At 44.2% G+C, this 17,447-nt stretch carries 15 protein-coding genes and 1 riboswitch; of the genes, 2 read left to right on the top strand and 13 right to left on the bottom strand.

The window, feature by feature from the left end:
- Nucleotides 1–19 precede the first annotated feature (19 nt).
- The 7 genes from murD to mraZ are packed head-to-tail and all read right to left on the bottom strand — an operon-like array spanning nt 20 to nt 7,993.
- Nucleotides 20–1,381 carry a UDP-N-acetylmuramoyl-L-alanine--D-glutamate ligase gene (murD, locus tag CWD77_RS05705; protein ID WP_101072268.1) on the bottom strand — a complete coding sequence of 454 codons (1,362 nt, stop codon included), beginning with the start codon at nt 1,379–1,381 and terminating at the stop codon, nt 20–22.
- A complete protein-coding gene (gene mraY, locus CWD77_RS05700; RefSeq protein WP_101072267.1) occupies nt 1,378–2,514 on the bottom strand; it encodes a phospho-N-acetylmuramoyl-pentapeptide-transferase in 1,137 nt (378 codons plus the stop codon). The genes murD and mraY overlap by 4 nt, the downstream gene beginning before the upstream one ends.
- Nucleotides 2,514–4,001, bottom strand: a complete 1,488-nt coding sequence (locus CWD77_RS05695) for a UDP-N-acetylmuramoyl-L-alanyl-D-glutamate--2,6-diaminopimelate ligase (RefSeq protein ID WP_101072266.1) — start codon at nt 3,999–4,001, stop codon at nt 2,514–2,516. The genes mraY and CWD77_RS05695 overlap by 1 nt, the downstream gene beginning before the upstream one ends.
- Entirely contained in the window at nt 3,998–6,145 is a 2,148-nt protein-coding gene (locus tag CWD77_RS05690; RefSeq protein ID WP_101072265.1) for a penicillin-binding protein, read from the bottom strand. The genes CWD77_RS05695 and CWD77_RS05690 overlap by 4 nt, the downstream gene beginning before the upstream one ends.
- Before the next feature lie 7 nt (nt 6,146–6,152).
- Nucleotides 6,153–6,605, bottom strand: a complete 453-nt coding sequence (locus CWD77_RS05685) for a hypothetical protein (RefSeq protein ID WP_101072264.1) — start codon at nt 6,603–6,605, stop codon at nt 6,153–6,155.
- Nucleotides 6,605–7,528 (bottom strand): 16S rRNA (cytosine(1402)-N(4))-methyltransferase RsmH, encoded by a 924-nt coding sequence (gene rsmH, locus CWD77_RS05680; protein WP_101072263.1) that lies wholly within the window; start codon nt 7,526–7,528, stop codon nt 6,605–6,607. Before rsmH ends, CWD77_RS05685 begins: the two co-directional genes overlap by 1 nt.
- Nucleotides 7,529–7,993: a division/cell wall cluster transcriptional repressor MraZ gene (gene mraZ, locus CWD77_RS05675; RefSeq protein ID WP_101072258.1), complete on the bottom strand. Its 465-nt coding sequence runs from the start codon at nt 7,991–7,993 to the stop codon at nt 7,529–7,531.
- 435 nt (nt 7,994–8,428) lie between these two features.
- Here mraZ and CWD77_RS05670 point away from each other — a divergent pair, with 435 nt between their 5' ends.
- On the top strand, nt 8,429–9,073 hold the full coding sequence (locus CWD77_RS05670) for a hypothetical protein (protein ID WP_101072254.1): 645 nt from the start codon (nt 8,429–8,431) through the stop codon (nt 9,071–9,073).
- Between the two features lie 65 nt (nt 9,074–9,138).
- Here the strand turns inward: CWD77_RS05670 and CWD77_RS05665 are convergent, their stop codons facing one another.
- The 6 genes from CWD77_RS05665 to CWD77_RS05640 form a co-directional block, all read right to left on the bottom strand.
- Nucleotides 9,139–10,209, bottom strand: coding sequence for a homoserine dehydrogenase family protein (locus tag CWD77_RS05665; protein ID WP_101072253.1), 1,071 nt, complete (start codon nt 10,207–10,209; stop codon nt 9,139–9,141).
- A gap of 3 nt (nt 10,210–10,212) precedes the next feature.
- Nucleotides 10,213–11,259: a homoserine O-acetyltransferase MetX gene (gene metX, locus CWD77_RS05660; RefSeq protein WP_101072252.1), complete on the bottom strand. Its 1,047-nt coding sequence runs from the start codon at nt 11,257–11,259 to the stop codon at nt 10,213–10,215.
- 57 nt (nt 11,260–11,316) lie between these two features.
- Complete coding sequence (locus tag CWD77_RS05655; protein ID WP_101072251.1) at nt 11,317–12,642, bottom strand: O-acetylhomoserine aminocarboxypropyltransferase/cysteine synthase family protein; 1,326 nt, start codon at nt 12,640–12,642, stop codon at nt 11,317–11,319.
- A 129-nt stretch (nt 12,643–12,771) separates the two neighbouring features.
- Nucleotides 12,772–12,904, bottom strand: a riboswitch (SAM riboswitch).
- A 270-nt stretch (nt 12,905–13,174) separates the two neighbouring features.
- A complete protein-coding gene (locus tag CWD77_RS05650; protein ID WP_101072249.1) occupies nt 13,175–15,016 on the bottom strand; it encodes a Xaa-Pro dipeptidyl-peptidase in 1,842 nt (613 codons plus the stop codon).
- Nucleotides 15,017–15,114: 98 nt separating this feature from the next.
- Nucleotides 15,115–15,996: a GTPase Era gene (era, locus tag CWD77_RS05645; RefSeq protein ID WP_240596667.1), complete on the bottom strand. Its 882-nt coding sequence runs from the start codon at nt 15,994–15,996 to the stop codon at nt 15,115–15,117.
- A gap of 87 nt (nt 15,997–16,083) precedes the next feature.
- Entirely contained in the window at nt 16,084–16,815 is a 732-nt protein-coding gene (locus CWD77_RS05640; protein WP_101072241.1) for a pyridoxine 5'-phosphate synthase, read from the bottom strand.
- Nucleotides 16,816–16,887: 72 nt separating this feature from the next.
- On the opposite strand from CWD77_RS05640, the gene CWD77_RS05635 reads away from it, so the two are divergent.
- On the top strand, nt 16,888–17,397 hold the full coding sequence (locus CWD77_RS05635) for a C40 family peptidase (protein ID WP_101072239.1): 510 nt from the start codon (nt 16,888–16,890) through the stop codon (nt 17,395–17,397).
- Nucleotides 17,398–17,447: the final 50 nt, after the last annotated feature.

Below are 17,447 nucleotides of genomic sequence, written 5' to 3'. Positions count from 1 at the left end.
ATCTGTTCTGTTAATTTGATTAAAGTTCGAGTACGGCTTGTTTAAACACTTCACCGCGATGTTCATAGTTTTCAAACATGTCGAAAGAGGCGCAGGCCGGACTCAGCAATACCACTTCGCCGCGCTTTGCAGTTTTAGAAGCTTTCTTTACAGCTTCTTTCATGGTTTCTGCTTCAGTCAGGTTCGGAACTGTAGATTTTAACTGATTTTTAATGGCTTCTCTGGCTTCACCGATGGCAATGACCGTATGTACTTTTTCGCGAAGCTGACTTTCAAGTTCCTGGTAGTTATTTCCTTTGTCTCGACCGCCCAAAATGAGTACGATGGGTACGTTGAAGCTATCCAAGGCAAACCATACAGCATTGATGTTGGTCGCTTTACTGTCGTTAATGTATTTCACACCGTTGTAGGTGCGAACAAATTCCAGGCGATGTTCCACACCCTCAAAGCTTCGGAGGCTTTCGCGGATGTGTTCATTTCTGATTTCAGATGCTCGGGCAGCCAGTGCCGTTGCCATACCATTGCTTAGATTATGCTTACCGGGTAGTGCGATATCATCAATATCCATGAGGATCTCCTCTTTGTTATCGAGTCGTAAAATCAACTGTCCGTTTTGAATAAAAGCGCCGTTAGGTACTTCAGATTTTGTAGAAAAAGCCATCATTTTGGGAGCGTTCTCCCTCTCGGATAGCTTTTTTGCAAAACCGGAAACTCTATTGTCATCGGAGTTAAAAATGAACCAATCATCTGAGGTTTGATTCTCTGCAATCCTGTATTTGGATGCCGCGTACTTCTCAATGTCATTGTCATACCGGTTCATGTGATCCGGTGTAATATTTAAAATCATTGATACCGTTGGTTTGAAGGTATCGATATGATCGAGTTGGAAACTGCTTACTTCTAACAGTACATCCTTATTTTCGTCTGTCTGATCCACAAGCTCGGAGAAAGCATACCCGATGTTTCCGGCAACAATGTGCTCCTTTTGCGCGGTGGTCCATGTATGATGCATCCAGTTCGCCACCGTTGTTTTTCCATTACTGCCTGTAACTGCAATAATGGGTGAACGGTTGAACCAGCTTGCCATCTCGATTTCTGAAAAAACAGGTTTGTTGTCGTTTAAATAGGATTGAGCAATTGAAGAAGATGTAGGTACACCTGGACTCATCACCAGAAAATCACCCTGCATAGCTTTTTCGGTATGGGCATTTTCTTCAAACTCAATTGACTCCTTATGCAGTTTTTCCGCAAAGTCTGAACGTATTTCACCTGTATCTGAAAGAAATGGAATCGCACCTTTCCGTTTCAGAAGTATCGCTGCAGCAACGCCGCTTCGGGCTGCTCCGGCAATCGTGATATGTTTGTTCTTGACGTCTATCATCGGAGTTTCAGAGTTAAAAGACTCAAAATTCCAAGCAGTATGGCGATGATCCAGAATCGAACTACAATTTTAGATTCAGCCCATCCTTTTTTCTCATAATGGTGATGTATCGGAGTCATCAAAAAGACCCTGCGACCTTCACCGTATTTTCGTTTCGTATATTTGAAATAACTTGTCTGAATAATGACTGAAAGCGTTTCAACCATAAAAATGCCGCAAATAATCGGCAGTAAAAGTTCTTTGTGAATCATCAATGCCAACGCTCCCATTGCTCCACCAATAGCCAGGGAACCGGTATCACCCATGAATACGGAGGCCGGGTGGGAGTTATACCATAAAAATCCCAAACAAGCGCCTACAAGTGAGGCTGCAAAAATGGTAAGTTCCCCTGATCCCGGCAAATAGATGATGTCGAGGAAGTTTGAAAAGTCAACTCGGCCGGATACGTAAGCAAAGATTCCTAAAATAACACCGGCAATAGCAGAAGTTCCTGACAGCAGCCCATCCAGTCCATCGGTCAGGTTTGCGGAATTGCTCACTGCGGTGATAATAAAAATTACCAGTGGAATGTAGATCAACCATCCATACTCTTCACCCATAAACGCATAGTCGATATTTACGTCTTTCAGAAATGGAACAGTGGATAGAGTGTTGAAATCATCAAAAGCGGGCCAGAAATAGAGAGCAGCTCCTAAAACAAGTCCTACAAATACCTGTCCGCCAACTTTAAACCAGCCATGTAAACCGGATTTATCCTTTTTCACAACTTTGATGTAGTCGTCAATAAACCCTACAATACCCAGTACAAACATCACAAATATGATCATCCAGGTGTAAATACTGTTCATATTCATCCAAAGCAGGGCAGGAATTAAAGTGGCAAGGATAATAATCACACCCCCCATGGTTGGAGTATTTGCTTTACTCAGGTGTGAGTCCAGGCCAATATCATCCCGAATAACCTCTTTTAGCTGAAGTTTTTGAAGCCAGTGAATAATTTTTTTACCGATGATCAAACTGATGATCAGTGAGGTTACCGCAGCCAGGGCCGTTCGGGTTGTGATAAAGTCAAATGCACCAAAACCCGGTGGAGCGTAATGTTGATTTAACCAGTCGAGCAGAGCGTATAGCATCAGTTCACCCCCCTGGAATTCAGTTTTCTCATCAATTTATTCAAAGCTTCCCTGGCCTCTTCACGGTCATCAAAATGATTTCTGATTCCGTTAATTTCCTGATACGTTTCGTGGCCTTTACCTGCAATAAGTACTATGGTGTTACTGCTGCTTTCTGTAATTGCTGTATGGATGGCCTCTTTTCGGGAAACAATAGATCTGTAAGAAAATGTTGAACTAAATCCGGTTTCAATATCCTGTATAATTTTTTGTGGATCTTCACTGCGTGGATTGTCAGATGTTACGATCACACGGTCACCGTACTTTTCAGATATTTTGGCCATTTCGGGCCGTTTTGATCTGTCTCGATCGCCGCCACAGCCAAACAAAATCAGAAGTTTCTGATTCTCTTTCTTCAACTCTGAAAGGGTAGAGGCTACATTTTCAAGCGCATCCGGGGTATGTGCGTAATCCACAAATACCATTGGCAGACTCTGCGTTGAATTCTTTGTGGTTACCTTTTCAAGCCTGCCTTCAGCTCCTCTGCATGCAGGTAATACATCAGCGAGGAGTTTTCCGTCATAACCGAGCGCTGTGCCAATCAACAAGGCTTCAACTACATTGTAGGCGTTGAATTTTCCGACAAGCGGCGTAAAAAATTTAATTCCCTCCACATCGAGAAGGGTCTGTTCAGGCGTTGTCTTTAGAATTTCAGCATTTACAGTTCCATTCTCCTTAAAGGAAAAATCGATCACTTTAGCTGAAGTATTCTTCACCATGTGCCGGGCGTATTTATCATCAGCATTGATGACAGCCCAGCTACCGGATGAAAGCCCGTCAAAAAGAATTTTCTTAGCATCCGCATACTCTTCCATTGTGGAGTGGTAATCAAGATGGTCGAGACTCAAATTGGTGTATGCCGCTACTTCAAATGGGATTCCGTCAACTCTTTTTTGATCCAATGCATGAGAAGAGACCTCCATAACCAAATATTTGCATCCGGATTCTAAACATCTCTTCATGTCGGATGCCAGCTCAACAGGATCCGAAGTGGTCAGCTTGCTCTCAAAGGTTGTGTCGTTAATTCGTTTAGAAATCGTTCCCAGTAGAGCCACATCTTGCTCAAGTTCCCTGAGCATTTGCCACACCAGAGTAGCAACGGTTGTTTTACCATTTGTACCGGTTATGGCAATGATGGTAAGTTTTTCAGCCGGATTTCCAGCTAAACGCTGAGCCAGAGGGGACAGCAGTTCCCGTGTATTTTTAACCAACAGAACAGCTTCACTGCCGGCCGGACTCATTTCTTGTTCAACGATTACCACAGATGCACCGCTTTCTACAGCTTGAGGTACAAAACTATGTCCGTCTGCCTGTGAACCGTCAATGGCTATAAAAATATCACCGGTGTTAACCTTTCTGGAATCAAGGCATAGTTTACCCATTTTCTCAGGCTCATTGCCCTGAACTGAAATAGGATCACAAAATGCTATGAGTTCATCGAAAGTCATTCGTTTGCAGCTACTACCGTTGCTTGTTGCATTTCTCGTGCCTTACCACGCACAGTGACAGTTCTTCCTTTTTTCATGAAGTCTCCTGCACGAGGGAATTGTGTATAAATAGTTCCTGACCCGATCATTTCAATCTCTAAACCGCGTGAAAGAAGCAGAGTTGTGGCCTGCCTCATACTCATGTCGCGAAGGTTTGGAATCAGTGCATAGCCGTCCGGTATAGAATCGGACTCCATAGTTCCCAACTTTACATTCAGAGAAGTGTTTCCGGTAATTCTTTCTCCGGGTTCCGGTTGTTGCTCCAATACAAAATCACCCGATCCTGTAAAGCTGGCGGTCAGATTTTTACTGTCTAATAGCATCTGTGCATCATTACGATGTAATCCTTCAATCTTTGGTGTCACGACACTGTCGGCTATTGCAAAGTTTCCTTCTAAAAGGTTTCTGTGAATCTCATTATCCAACCCTGCTATACGAGTGGCAATTTCTTTAAAAATAGATCCTGCGGTGTATCCGCCATAAATACTGGAAAGTGGTTCATCAAGCAGTACAAACATCACATATTTTGGATCTTCAACAGGAAAAAACCCGGCAAATGAAGCTCGGTATGTTGCCTGATATCTGCCATCAACTAATTTTTGAGCAGTTCCGGTTTTACCGGCAATTCGTAACCCTTCAACGCTGGCCCAACCGGCTGTACCCGAATCGGTTACAACCTCTTCAAAAACGGGTGTAAGTTTGTTGATAGTTGATTCCTTAGCGATTCGGCGAACCATATTCGGACGCTTTTCCTCAATGATATTGCCATATTCATCTGTAATTTTTTCTACTATATACGGACGCATCATCCTGCCGCCATTGGCAAAGGCACCATAGGCCTGTAGCATTTGGATAGGAGTGACCTGCACTTCGTAACCAATCGACATCCAGGGCAGGGTAACACGACTCCACTCATAGGGTCTTTGGAGTCTGCCATCCATTTCATTCGGAAGATCAATGTTGGTTGGAGTTCCAAAACCCATGTTCCTGGCATATTGATAGAGGGTTTCAGGCTTCAGGCGCATTGCAATTTCTGATGTTGCAATATTGGATGACTTTGCAATAACTCCGGTAAAATCCAGGTCGCCAAGAGGATCATGATCACGCATCATCTGACCATGAATTATCTTTTGGCCGTTCTCAGGAGTTTCAAATATTTCCTCAAAGTCTACAACGCCCTGTTCAACAGCGGCAATAGCTGTAACAAGCTTGAAAGTTGACCCGGGCTCAATCATATCTGAAACCGCATAATTTCTGCGATTTTCACTATCGATGGATGAGGGGTTATTTGGATCGAACGTAGGGTAGTTTGCCAATGCTTTAATGGCACCGGTTTTGGGATCCATTACAATTGCTGTTCCGTAATTTGCCCTATGCCGTTTAATACCGGATTCAAGCTCCTCTTCAGTGATTGCCTGAATGTAGGCATCAATTGTGGTATGAAGATTTACTCCCTGTTCCGGTAATTTTTGGGGTGCACCAACATATGCAAAGATTCGATTGCTACGATCTTTCCGAACTTGCTGAAGTCCGTCACGTCCCTTGAGAAGGTTGTTGTAGCTGTTTTCCAATCCGGACATTCCATCAACGTTGTGATTTACAAAACCGAGTGTATGGGCTGACAGCGATTCGAAATTGTAATTTCTTCGATACTCCTCTTCAAGAATTAAACTGCGATAACCAAGCTCTTTTAAATCATCATAAGCGTTTACAGGAATACTTCGCTCCAAAACAATATATCTGGATCGATTCGAGGAGTTTCGAATCACATTCTGATAATGAGTTGCAGACCTGCCGGTATGACGGCTTAAGACGGTGGCAATATTATTTAGATGCTCGCGGGTTGTAGTAGGGGCTAGAGGGTCTACGGCAACTTTATAATTCACACTGTTTGTTGCCAGAAGCGAACCGTTGGTGTCAAAAATATTCCCGCGCTGAGCAGAAATTGGAATAGTGTCTATAGCCTGTTTATTCCAGAGTTCTTTCAGCCCATCGGCTTCGAGCATGTTTACACGAAAGATTTGCAGCAAAATGGCCGCAGGCAGCAGGAACAGGAGTCCCAGCAGCATAAACATACGTCCCATAATTGCAGTTCTTTCGTTCATGATATGGCTAAGGTTTTACGGTTATGATCTGATCGGCAGGACCGGCATTGATATATCCCTGCTGCCTTGCCCGCTGGTAAATTTCCTTTGGACCAACCAAACGATCATATTCCAATCTGGAAGCGTTGTACTGACGCTGTACTTTGTTGAACTCAATTTCCAGTTGTCGCACTTCCTGAAGTGCCTGCTGAGTACTGAAAACATGTCCGATATAGAGAATCCCGCAAACTCCAATCAAGAAGCTTGCGAGTATAACCTTCCAGGGGGTAAAAGCCGGAAGGGCAGATTTCTTTTTTTGTGTAGGCTCTTTCTTGCGGGTACCGTAAGAATTTGTGGTTCCCTTAAATCCATTGCTGCCAAGTGAGTTTTTGGTTTTCCATCCGGATGGTTTACCGTTTGAAAGACCACGCCGGTTAGGCTTTACGCTCTTCTTTTCTTTGATAGGTGTTTGGATATACATCAGTTTACCTCACTGATTTTCACTGCAACACGCATTTTTGCGCTCCGGGCTGCCGGATTTGTCTCAATTTCCTTTTCCCCGGGGGTGATGATTTGTTTTGTTACCGGTTCAATGGTATTGAGTGATTTCCCGTAAAAATCCTTTTCAATTTTACCTTCAAAATTCCCGCTTTTGAAAAAGTACTTAACCAACCGATCCTCCAATGAGTGATAAGAGATGGCAACAATTCGTCCGCCAACTTTTAAAAGATTAAGTGAATCCTGCAGGGCAAGCTTTAATACTTCAATTTCCCGGTTTACTTCAATCCGGATTCCCTGAAAAACCCGTGCAACGGATTTAATGGAGTGCCTTCCTTTAACAACACTCTCTACGGCATCTCGTAGTTCTCCGGTTGTTTCAATAGGACGGCGGTTAATAATTTCCTGAGCAATTTGTCGGCTCATTCGTTCCTCGCCATAGTGAAAGATTACATCGCGCAGTTTTTTATAATCGTATTCATTTACAACGCTATGCGCAGAAACACCGCTCATAGCACTCATTCGCATATCCAGTGGGCCATCGTGCTGAAAGCTGAAGCCTCGTTCAGGTTCTTTTATCTGATGCGTGGAAACTCCGTAATCAAAAAGAATTCCGGTGATTTGTCCCTGATGCTCTTTTGGAATGAGGGTAGAGAGATAACCAAAATTACCTTCCAAAGCGGTGAACCGTTCGTCATTACCAATTCGCTCACCGGCTGCTTTTAAAGCTTCCGGATCCTGGTCAATTCCATAGAGATGTCCTTCAGAGTCTAGTCTGTTTAATATAGATTTGCTGTGTCCGCCACCGCCAAGTGTACCATCTATATATATACCCTTAGGGTCGGTAACGAGATAATCGACAGACTCATTTAATAGGACGGGAAAGTGCTCGTAGTAGCCTGTCATCTATTCCCCTCCATTGTTTTGTCCGCCCATAACCTCTTCAAAAAGGTCCTGATAGGATTCAAAACTGAGTTCGGCATCAACTTCTTCAAGTTTTTTAGGTGACCAAACTTCGATTCGTTCACCACTGCCTATAAAGATGGCGCTGTCTGAGATTCCGGACCATTCCATTAAGTGGGATGGAAGAGAAAGGCGATTTTGTTTGTCCAGAACCAGATCTTCAGCAAATCGAAGGAAATTTCGTTTAACGGTTCGGCCTTGACGGGAAAAACTATTGATTTGTGAGAGTTTATCTTCAACAAGTTCCCATTCGTCTTGTGGGTAGAGATAGAGACAAGGTTCGAGGCCTCGCAAAAGGGTAAACCTCTCCTGGGCCTCAGGCTTGAGGATCTTGCGTAGTTTGGCCGGAAAAGCAACACGGCCTTTATTATCTACACTGTGTTCGTATTCCCCTTTAAAACTTGGCACGGGTTTTCTCTATTATAGACTCTGTGCTACTCAGAGCCTGGATTGCTAAAAACATATTGATAGCCGGTTTGACCGGGTACGGGAACCTTGCTAATAAATTCCCCACTATCTCCCACTTCTCCCCACAATGTACCTCATAGCCTCTGTATTTGTCAAGAAAAAAAGTTTAGCGTGGATGAAAATTTTTTAAGGAAACTCAACGCATTGGAAAAAGTGGCTTACAGTAACTGTATAGGCTGAAATTTGCGTAGGTGTTTTCCGGTGGGTGGTTGGTGGGAGAGAGTGGAAGGGTGATGGAATGCAAATAAATGTCAGAAAACAAAAAACTTTGAGAGCGATGACATACCTCTGAATCTACTTACGCTTATAAAATAAATACGGTATCCATTTTGTCATTGTGTATATCGTTAAATATAAATCTTAAATAATCGAATCATGAGATATTTAGTAGTGGGAGTAATCGGTGTACTGACTTGCCTGTCATTTCTATTCAGTGACTTACAAGCACAAGAGGGCACCAAACAGATAGCGTATCAGTTAGAGTTTGAAGAGAATAACTACAGGGCTATGGTTGGGAACAGCGGCGAAAAGGGAATCACATTTGAAGAATTTTCCAAATGGGTAACAGAAAGGGGGCAAATCTATCTGAAAGCAGATCGATTCGGAACTGAAGTTGGAGGAAGACTATATATATACGCCATCGGAGAGCGAGGAATTGTTGGTCAGAATGGTTATCCCGTCAAAATCTCAGAAAGACCTGTTATGTTAGGAAGGCATATCAGTGGACGAGAATTTTTGAATTTTCTTATTCAGTCATATCCCAATTCAACGCATATTCCCGGTGACACCTTTTTCCCCGGAGATCATTTTTTCCCGGGTGACCACTTTTTCCCCGGAGATCATTTCATCAAATCAAGCAGAGATGCTGAACGGATGGCAATGGATGCCGGCAGAAGGGCTCTGAGCAGTGGTGGAGGAGCCGGCAAGGTAGCTTTTGCTATGATATTAGTTCCGGATCAGTTTGAACCCGATATGGAGGTAATGAGTAAGCCCGTAGTATTTCTTGGTGGTGCAAAATAGTTTCTTGCTGGCAAAGATAAACCTCCTTCCATTTTTTTGTAAGGAGGTTTTTTTATGTTTGCCCGTCAAATCTTCAGAATATCTGCCAGTACACCGGCTGCGGTAACTTCTTTCCCTGCTCCGGGTCCCTGAACAGTAAGCGGCTGGTCGTTATATCGTTTTGTTCTGATCGTAATGAGATTTGTAGTACCTGTCAGATTTCCCAATGCGGATAGTTTGGGAACGGCTTCAATACCGACGTCAATTTTTCCGTTTTCCAATTTGCCCGTGTATCTCAACACCCGGTCTTTTTCTTTTTCTAAGGCGATCTTTTGTTGCCAGTTGTTGTCTGCTTCAGCCAATCTGTCAAGAAATTGGGTTGCATCAACATTCTTGAGGTTTTCAGGAATAAGTGATTCTACATTTACTTCATCTCGTTCTATTCGAACACCACAGATTCGTGCCAAGATCAAAAACTTTCGGGCCACATCTTCTCCCGATAAATCATCCCTGGGATCGGGTTCAGCATAACCCAGTGTTCGTGCTCTGTTCACGGTTTCGCTAAAGGAAGCTCCATTTTCCAACTCAGAGAAGAGATACGTCATTGTTCCGGAAACCACACCGCTGATTTCGATGATTTCATCTCCTGAAGCAATCAAATTTTTAATGGTGTTTACAACCGGCAGACCTGCCCCTACGTTGGTTTCGTAGTGAAATTCCACATCAAACTCATTGGCAAGCTGATGAAGGTTTTCAAAGGTTTCCTGGCTTTGTGTGTTGGCAAGCTTACTTGGAGTTACAACATGGATATGGTTTTCAAACAACTGTGGATAGAGAGCCGAGACTTCAGAACTTCCCGTTGCATCCACAAATATAACACTCCCTTTTTTGTATGAGCTTAGTTTCCGGATAATATTATCCCAATGTTTGTCAGGTGAAATTTGTAACTCACTTCTCCTGTAGTTCGCTTCTTCTCTTCTGAACCACTGTACGTGTTGAGAGTTGCAAATACCTACAACTCGAAGTGAGTGGTGACCTTCAATCTGTTTAACCAGCGTGCAACCTACAGCTCCAACACCGGCAATAAATATTTTTTTAACAGGTTTCGGTTTGGCAAATGGGACTCGGTTTTTTTTGATGGCGTGCAATTGTGACATATCTCAGTAGATTAAAAGTTCTTTTCGGTGGGTAAAGGGTTTGATGATACTATTGAGCTGATCAAATTCGATTAGAAATCCGTCATGGCCTGCGTGTGAATCGATCTCTGCGAAACGACCATTAGGCAAAAGATTCGCCAGCTCTTTCTGTTCGGCAACAGGGTAGAGGTGATCTGAAGTGATCCCAATGACCTGAATCGGAATTTCAATGCGATTCAAAATCAGTTCAAAGTCACTTCTATTTCGGGAGATATCATGAGAATCCATCGCCTTTGTAAGAGTGATATAGGTGTGAGCGTCCATTCGCTTTGCCAGCTTCTGTCCCTGGTAGTTGAGATAGGACTCGATCTGAAACTGGCCATCTTCATTCTGATGTTTTCGCCCAAATTTTTGGTTGTAATCTTCAGGTGCCCGATAGGTCACCATCGCCATCATTCGTGCTGTAGCTACACCCCGGAACGGACCGTTTTCCGGTTCATAAATTCCATTGTTCCAGTTTGGGTCATTTTTAATGGCTGCTCTCTGGGCATGGCTGATACCGATCGCCCATGGGGTATGAGCTTTCCCCATGGCGATCAGTACAGCTGAACGAGCACGGCGATCCATAAATATGAATTCCAGAGCTTGCATTCCGCCCATGGAACCGCCGATTACGAGTTCAATTCCGGTAATACCAAGTTGATCCAACAGTTGTTGTTGAAATCGAACCATATCCCGAATGGTGATTTCGGGAAAGCCATTTTTGTAAGCTTTACCGTTTTTCGGGTTGATGGATTGAGGACCTACAGAACCATAACAGCTTCCCGGTACGTTGATGCAGATAATAAAATGCTCATCCGGATCGCAAATATTTCCTTCGCCAAAGATCCCGGGAAACCATTCATCAGCGGCTGCGTGTCCCGTCAGTGCGTGAAAAATCAAGATGACGTTATCCTTTTCACTATTGAGTTCACCCCAGGTTTTATAGGCAACCGGCGCTTTTTCAAACCGAAATCCGGATTCAGTAATGAAATCCGTTTCCAAAGTTGTTGTAGTGATACCTTTATTCATTATGAGTTATCCATATATTTGATCAGAGAAGTTCAGGCCGCCAAGTTTTCATTGGGCTTATCGGTTCCCCGCTTTTTCAAAAGCTTGCTCAAAATCTTCGATGATGTCATCGATGTGTTCAATTCCAACCGACACTCGAATTAGGTCTTTTTTAACGCCACCGGCTTCCTGCTCTGAATCACTCAGCTGCTGATGAGTGGTTGACGAGGGATGAATGACTAATGTTTTAGCGTCCCCCACATTTGCCAGATGGCTCGCCAGCTCAACATTTTCTATAAAAGTTTTAGCAGCATCAAAACCGCCTTTTACTCCAAATGTGAGAACTGCTCCGAACCGCCCGTTTCTGAGATATTTCTTTCCATTCTCGTGATGCGGATGATCCGGAAGTCCGGTGTAGTTTACCCACGAAACGGAGTCCTGTTCCTGCAGCCACTCGGCTAATTTTTGTGCATTTGTAGTGTGTCGCTCAGCCCGGAGCGAGAGAGTTTCCAATCCCTGAAGAAGTAGAAAACTGTTAAATGGCGATTGTGCTGCTCCAATATCCCGAAGACCTTCAACCCGGGCCCGAATTGCAAGTGCAATATTTCCAAACGGACCGCCTTCGCCGAATACTTCCCAGAAGTTCAGTCCGTGATAACCCGGAGCCGGTTCAGTGAAGAGAGGATATCGCCCGTTACCCCAGTCAAAGTTTCCGGCATCCACAATTACACCGCCAATACTGGTTCCATGTCCGCCAATCCATTTTGTGGCCGACTCTACCACAATGTTGGCGCCGTGGTCGATAGGTCGGGCAATGGCGCCGCCGGCTCCGAATGTATTGTCAACAATCAGAGCGACACCATGTTTTTTGGCAACGGCTGAAATACCATCAAAATCAGGTACATTACCGCGAGGATTACCAATGCTCTCCACGTAAATCGCTCTGGTTTTATCATCAATGAGTGCTTCAAATTCAGCCGGTTCATCGTTTTCAGAAAATTTCACATCGATGCCAAGACGGGGCAGGGTTACCTTGAACTGGTTATAAGTTCCGCCATAGAGATTTTGCGTAGCCACGATGTTATCTCCGGCCTGAGCCAAAGTAGTTATAGCCAGAAACTGCGCAGACTGACCGGATGCAGTGGCTACAGCTGCAGCTCCGCCTTCCAAAGCTGCAATTCGTTTTTCAAATACATCTGTAGTAGGATTCATGATTCGGGTATAGATATTCCCAAATTCTTTCAGCCCGAATAGATCTGCGGCATGATCAGTATTGTTGAACTGGTAAGATGTAGTTTGATAGATTGGCACAGCCCTTGATCCGGTTGTTGGATCAGGTTCCTGACCCGCGTGGAGCTGAAGGGTTTCGAATCGGTAGTTTTTGGATTTTCCGTTGCTGCTCATGGTTCTGTTTGTTGTATGATTATTTGATTGCTGAAATCGTGAAATAAAAAAGCCTCTTCCGAAAATCCTGTGGGAAAGATTTTCAGAAGAGGCTTAAACAGAACCTGAAGTAACAACAGGTGAGCCGGCTTCTTATCTTTCCCAAATTTTGGTTGTTGAAAACCAAAACGGGCAGGATTTAGCACCTAACCCTCCCGAATAAATTCGAGAGGCGGTTGCTAAGGCTTCAAAGGGCCTGTCCCTCCACCTTTCTTGATAAGACTCATTAATTTTAAAGAACGCTGTTCAATTTATCTGAACAAATAAAGCCCTGCTGTTTCCAGAGGGCCTTTCAAATTTCTTAATGAAAAATATACCCTCTACTCTATGTGTGACTATGCATACACATGGGGCAGATCATAAAAGTTGTGTAATGTAGGTTTGAATTTTTCATTGCTCTTAAGATAGAACGGTCTTCAAAGAAAATGCAAATAATTTTTTCACCATCTCATTTGGCAAAAATTCATCTGCACTATTTGAAGTATGATTGTCCTTAATTCATGCCTGAAAGTGCATCCCTGCCGTTCACTACCGGAAGTGTTAAGGTTGTATTGTCCAGGTCAATAGTTAACTCTGTACCCGGTTGTGGCCAAAGAGTATACTCTTTGTCACTAGAGAAAATAAGCAGACCTATTTGCTGACCGTAAGGGATGATCTGATCATCCGGTTGAAGGTCAAATTCAACAGTATAAAATTCTCCGGGTTCCAATGGTTCACTTTCCCGAAGTGAGTTTCTATTTTGCGGACTCGCCCAACCTCTCGTGATAATATTATCGGTAATTTGAGAGTTTCGACCCTCATTCCACGGAAGCGAAACGAGCCATACGGTTAAGTTTGCAGCCGGTTTACTGCTCGCCAATGTAACGGAAACCGAAGGCACTCCGGAGATATGAACAGAGTCCTGAAGTTCAGGTGTCAGGTAGATTAATCGGTGATCTGTCCATTCGGCCTGAGCCAGTGCTGAACCCGTAAAGGAGTAGTTATCAACCAGTGTTTCATTTCCCTGAGACTCGGGTTGCGAAAGCGTCAATCCACCTCTTTCGGGTGCACCGGATGTCAGATGAAACGTAACCGGAGAGGCTGCCGGATGTGGATAATTTTCGTAGGGGGTAGGATTTTCACGCTCATCACGTTCACGTACAATCCATGATCTTTCCAGATCCTCAACTCCGTTTTCAACCTCAAAAAGGTATCGGGTAAACCACTTATTCATCAATTCGTGTGGAGGTTCGCCACCGTGACCACCCTGATGATAGTAAACCATGGATGGCACACCCATTTCTTGTAGTTTTTCATAGGCCTGATAGCTGTTCTCTGTCATTACATTCCAGTCATTAAAAGCGTGGGCCATCAATGTTGCAGCTTTATAATTCTCCATCTGTTTGAGGTAATCCCGTTCTTCCCAGAAATCGTTGTAATCTCCGTTTTTTCGATCCAGTCCCTCGGCCATGATGCCATCTCGCATGGTGCGGTTGTTGTATTCTCGTTTAGCTTCGTCCCCGCTGTGTACGAAGTCATAAAGTACATCGGCATCTTCACCAAGGTAACCGCCGGGAGATCGTACCAACCCGTTGGACCGATAGTACATGTAGAAAGAAGTTACTGGAGCTACCGGTATGATCGCCTTCAATCCATCCACGCCGGTTGTGGCCGCTGCAAACGGTAAAAATCCGTTATAGGATGTTCCGGTCATCCCCACATTGCCATTGGTCCAGAATGCCTCAACCTCTTCGTCTCCATCTCGTGTTGTGTATCCGTTAGCCCGGCCGTTTAACCAGTCAATGACAGCTTTTGGAGCCAGTGCTTCATTTTCTCCACCAACAGAAGGTGAACCGTCAGACAGTCCGGTTCCGGGTGATGTGGAGTGAACCACGATAAATCCGCGCGGAACCCACGTGGAAGTGTGTGAATTGGAGATGATAGGTCGTTCACCACGGCGTTCAATTTCAGGACCCGGTTTCCGAACCGGAGGGTCTTCTCCAAGTTCCTGCTTTACATCCCAGAAGAAATCGTATGGCGGACGAGCGGTTCCGGCATAATAGGGGCTAGTCTCATAGATAACGGGTAGTTTCAGGTCACCGTTTTCGGTTTGAGCCGGTCGTGTAACGGATACGTACATCCTGTCGGGATTTCCGTCTCCATCTGTGTCAAAATCGGTTTCTACCCAAAGATCATGGCGAATCCACTCTTCAGGGTTCTGGAACGCCTCGATGATCTGAGCTTGTCCATCTTCAATCAGAGGAACTGTGAGAGTCGACGGCTGAGCAGTTGCCGATGTTAAAATAAATGCAACGAGAATCAGACATTGAATGAGTGAGCCGGTAAATTTCTTCATAGATGGGTAGACGTTAAGTTTGGACTAAGCTAAAATGTAAAGGAAAACAGGGTAACGTTTTCAGCACCGGATAAATATGAACTTGTTTGAGATATTTGTCAATACCCCATATTCCGAACCCAATTTTCCTGCTCGCGCCACTTTTCGCGAACTTTTACGTGAAGATCCAGGAATACTTTTTTGCCGATAAAGTCTTCTATGGCTTCGCGTGATTTGATACCGAGTTCTTTGATGGCGGCTCCTTTTTTCCCAATCAAAATACCTTTTTGTGATTTTCGATTAACAATAATGTCGGCACTGATCCGGTCAATATCATCATCCGCTTCGTAGCTGATCACATCCACTGTACAGGAGTAGGGAATCTCTTCCTGAAATTGAAGAAATACCTGTTCTCTGATGAGTTCGGATACAAAAAATCGTACAGGGTGTTCACTTAAATCCTCTTTTGGGTAGTAGGGAGGACCGGGAATGAGTTGGGTTCGGATCGACTGTAAAAGTTCATCTATACCATTTCCCTGTAGTGCGGATACGTAGTGGATTTCCTTAAAACGCAACTTCTCTTTCAGCTCATTCACTTTTGCTTCAGCTCTGGAACGGCTTGCCTGATCCATCTTATTGACCACCAGGAAAATAGGTTTATTGATGGTTCTGAGAAGCTCAATGACTTCATGAGTCGGGAATTTATCAGTTGGATCGAAGATGAAAAGAATCACATCAGCGTCGGCACGGGCTCTTTCAACCGTATTCATCATCGCTCGCTGAAGCTCATATTTTGGCGTAATGACCCCCGGAGTGTCCAGGAAGATGACCTGAGTATCATCATCCGAGTAGATACCGACCACCTGGTGTCGCGTGGTCTGAGGTTTGTGGGTGGTTATGGATATTTTTGTGCCCAGAATATGATTCATCAGCGTAGATTTTCCTGCATTGGGTTTTCCAATGAGAGCTACGTATCCGGACTTATGTGGTTGATCAGTCAAATTAATCTATTTTGTGGTTCTACAAGTCCCCTCTTGAGAGGGGATTTAGGGGTGTGTTAAAAAAGTTAAACTATATTTGCATTAAAATTATTCATTATATGCTTGGTCCATAATCCTCAAATACTCCTTCACGGTTCGATCCAAACCCCAGAAAACAGCTTTGGATACTAAAGCGTGTCCAATACTGATATCGTGTAAATGTGGTACTTCTTCAATCAAAAGGGGTAAATTGTTGAGGTTCAGGCCGTGTCCGGCGTTGACTGTCATCCCAAATTCATGAATCAGCTCAGCACCTTCTTTCAACCGAATGAGTTCCTTTTTCCGGCTATGTTCGTCCTGCGCATTTGCAAAAACTCCTGTATGGAGTTCAATGGCATCAGCCCCTAATTTATGAGCCAGTTTGATATCCTCCGGATTAGGATCCAGAAAGAGGCTCATCTTAATCCCGGTTCCTTTAAACTTCGGGAAAACTCGGTTATTAAAGTCATCATAGACTTTTTTCATGTCGAGTCCGCCTTCAGTCGTCAGCTCCTCGCGGCCTTCGGGAACAAGCGTGCAGAGTTCCGGTTTGATCTCGTTACAAATTTCAATCATCTCTTCTGTGGCGGCCATTTCAAAGTCGAGAGCGCCTTTCACAGATTTTTTCAATCGGTAGACATCTTCATCACGAATGTGACGGCGATCACCCCGCAAATGAAACACGATTCCGGCGGCTCCGGCTTTTTCACAAACTTCGGCAGCTTCAACAGGATCGGGATATCCCTCACCGCGGGCATTCCGAAGCGTTGCTATGTGATCGATATTTACAAGTAATTGCATGGTTTCGTATTATTCTTTTGTTTAGGGCAAAGATACAACATCCCATTGCAAATTGTGAACCTCAAAGGCTCTATGTCAACGAAGCGATATCTAAGTATTATCTCCTTTTTATTTTTACTGACCGGTTGCGGTGTAGTGCCGAGAGATAGCGGTCCTCAATCACAACCTTCCGGTTCCGGTAATCTTCCGGCAGCTGCTTCTGTTTCATCATTTGATCGTGTTGTAAATCAGCTCCACAGTGCTCACCGCGAATGGGAGGGAACGCCTTATCAACTGGGTGGAAACGGTATTAACGGAATCGATTGTTCAGCCTTTACACAGGTAGTTTATCGTGATTTTTTCGGTGAAGATCTACCGCGCAATACGCGTAATCAGCTGCAAGAGGGATCGGGAGTGAGAAGAGAGAGTATCAGGCCGGGTGATCTGATCTTTTTTAGAACCAGCCGAAATGTTCTTCACGTAGGGATAGCAATGGAAGATGGAGACTTTCTGCACGCTTCGGTATCCAGCGGAGTGATGATCTCAAACCTGTCTGAGTCATATTGGGCCGGCAGATACATTGGGACTAGAAGGGTTCTTTAGTGGTGAATTTCAATTAATGGATCGGAAAGAAAAAACTCCACATTTCTCCG

Origin of the sequence: Rhodohalobacter barkolensis (assembly GCF_002834295.1) — a bacterium.
In the GTDB taxonomy this organism is placed as follows: Bacteria; Bacteroidota; Rhodothermia; order Balneolales; family Balneolaceae; genus Rhodohalobacter; species Rhodohalobacter barkolensis.
Note: the sequence above shows the minus strand (reverse complement) of the source record. Positions and strands in the feature narration are given on the sequence as shown.

Excerpts from the sequence above, each read along its gene's own strand:
- CWD77_RS05685 (WP_101072264.1), bottom strand. The coding sequence starts at position 6,605 with ATGTATATCCAAACACCTATCAAAGAAAAGAAGAGCGTAAAGCCTAAC.
- rsmH (WP_101072263.1), bottom strand. The coding sequence starts at position 7,528 with ATGACAGGCTACTACGAGCACTTTCCCGTCCTATTAAATGAGTCTGTC.
- CWD77_RS05695 (WP_101072266.1), bottom strand. The coding sequence starts at position 4,001 with ATGACTTTCGATGAACTCATAGCATTTTGTGATCCTATTTCAGTTCAG.
- murD (WP_101072268.1), bottom strand. The coding sequence starts at position 1,381 with ATGATAGACGTCAAGAACAAACATATCACGATTGCCGGAGCAGCCCGA.
- CWD77_RS05655 (WP_101072251.1), bottom strand. The coding sequence starts at position 12,642 with ATGAGCAGCAACGGAAAATCCAAAAACTACCGATTCGAAACCCTTCAG.
- CWD77_RS05640 (WP_101072241.1), bottom strand. The coding sequence starts at position 16,815 with ATGCAATTACTTGTAAATATCGATCACATAGCAACGCTTCGGAATGCC.
- mraY (WP_101072267.1), bottom strand. The coding sequence starts at position 2,514 with ATGCTATACGCTCTGCTCGACTGGTTAAATCAACATTACGCTCCACCG.
- CWD77_RS05690 (WP_101072265.1), bottom strand. The coding sequence starts at position 6,145 with ATGAACGAAAGAACTGCAATTATGGGACGTATGTTTATGCTGCTGGGA.
- CWD77_RS05650 (WP_101072249.1), bottom strand. The coding sequence starts at position 15,016 with ATGAAGAAATTTACCGGCTCACTCATTCAATGTCTGATTCTCGTTGCA.
- CWD77_RS05635 (WP_101072239.1), top strand. The coding sequence starts at position 16,888 with ATGTCAACGAAGCGATATCTAAGTATTATCTCCTTTTTATTTTTACTG.
- metX (WP_101072252.1), bottom strand. The coding sequence starts at position 11,259 with ATGAATAAAGGTATCACTACAACAACTTTGGAAACGGATTTCATTACT.
- CWD77_RS05665 (WP_101072253.1), bottom strand. The coding sequence starts at position 10,209 with ATGTCACAATTGCACGCCATCAAAAAAAACCGAGTCCCATTTGCCAAA.
- CWD77_RS05670 (WP_101072254.1), top strand. The coding sequence starts at position 8,429 with ATGAGATATTTAGTAGTGGGAGTAATCGGTGTACTGACTTGCCTGTCA.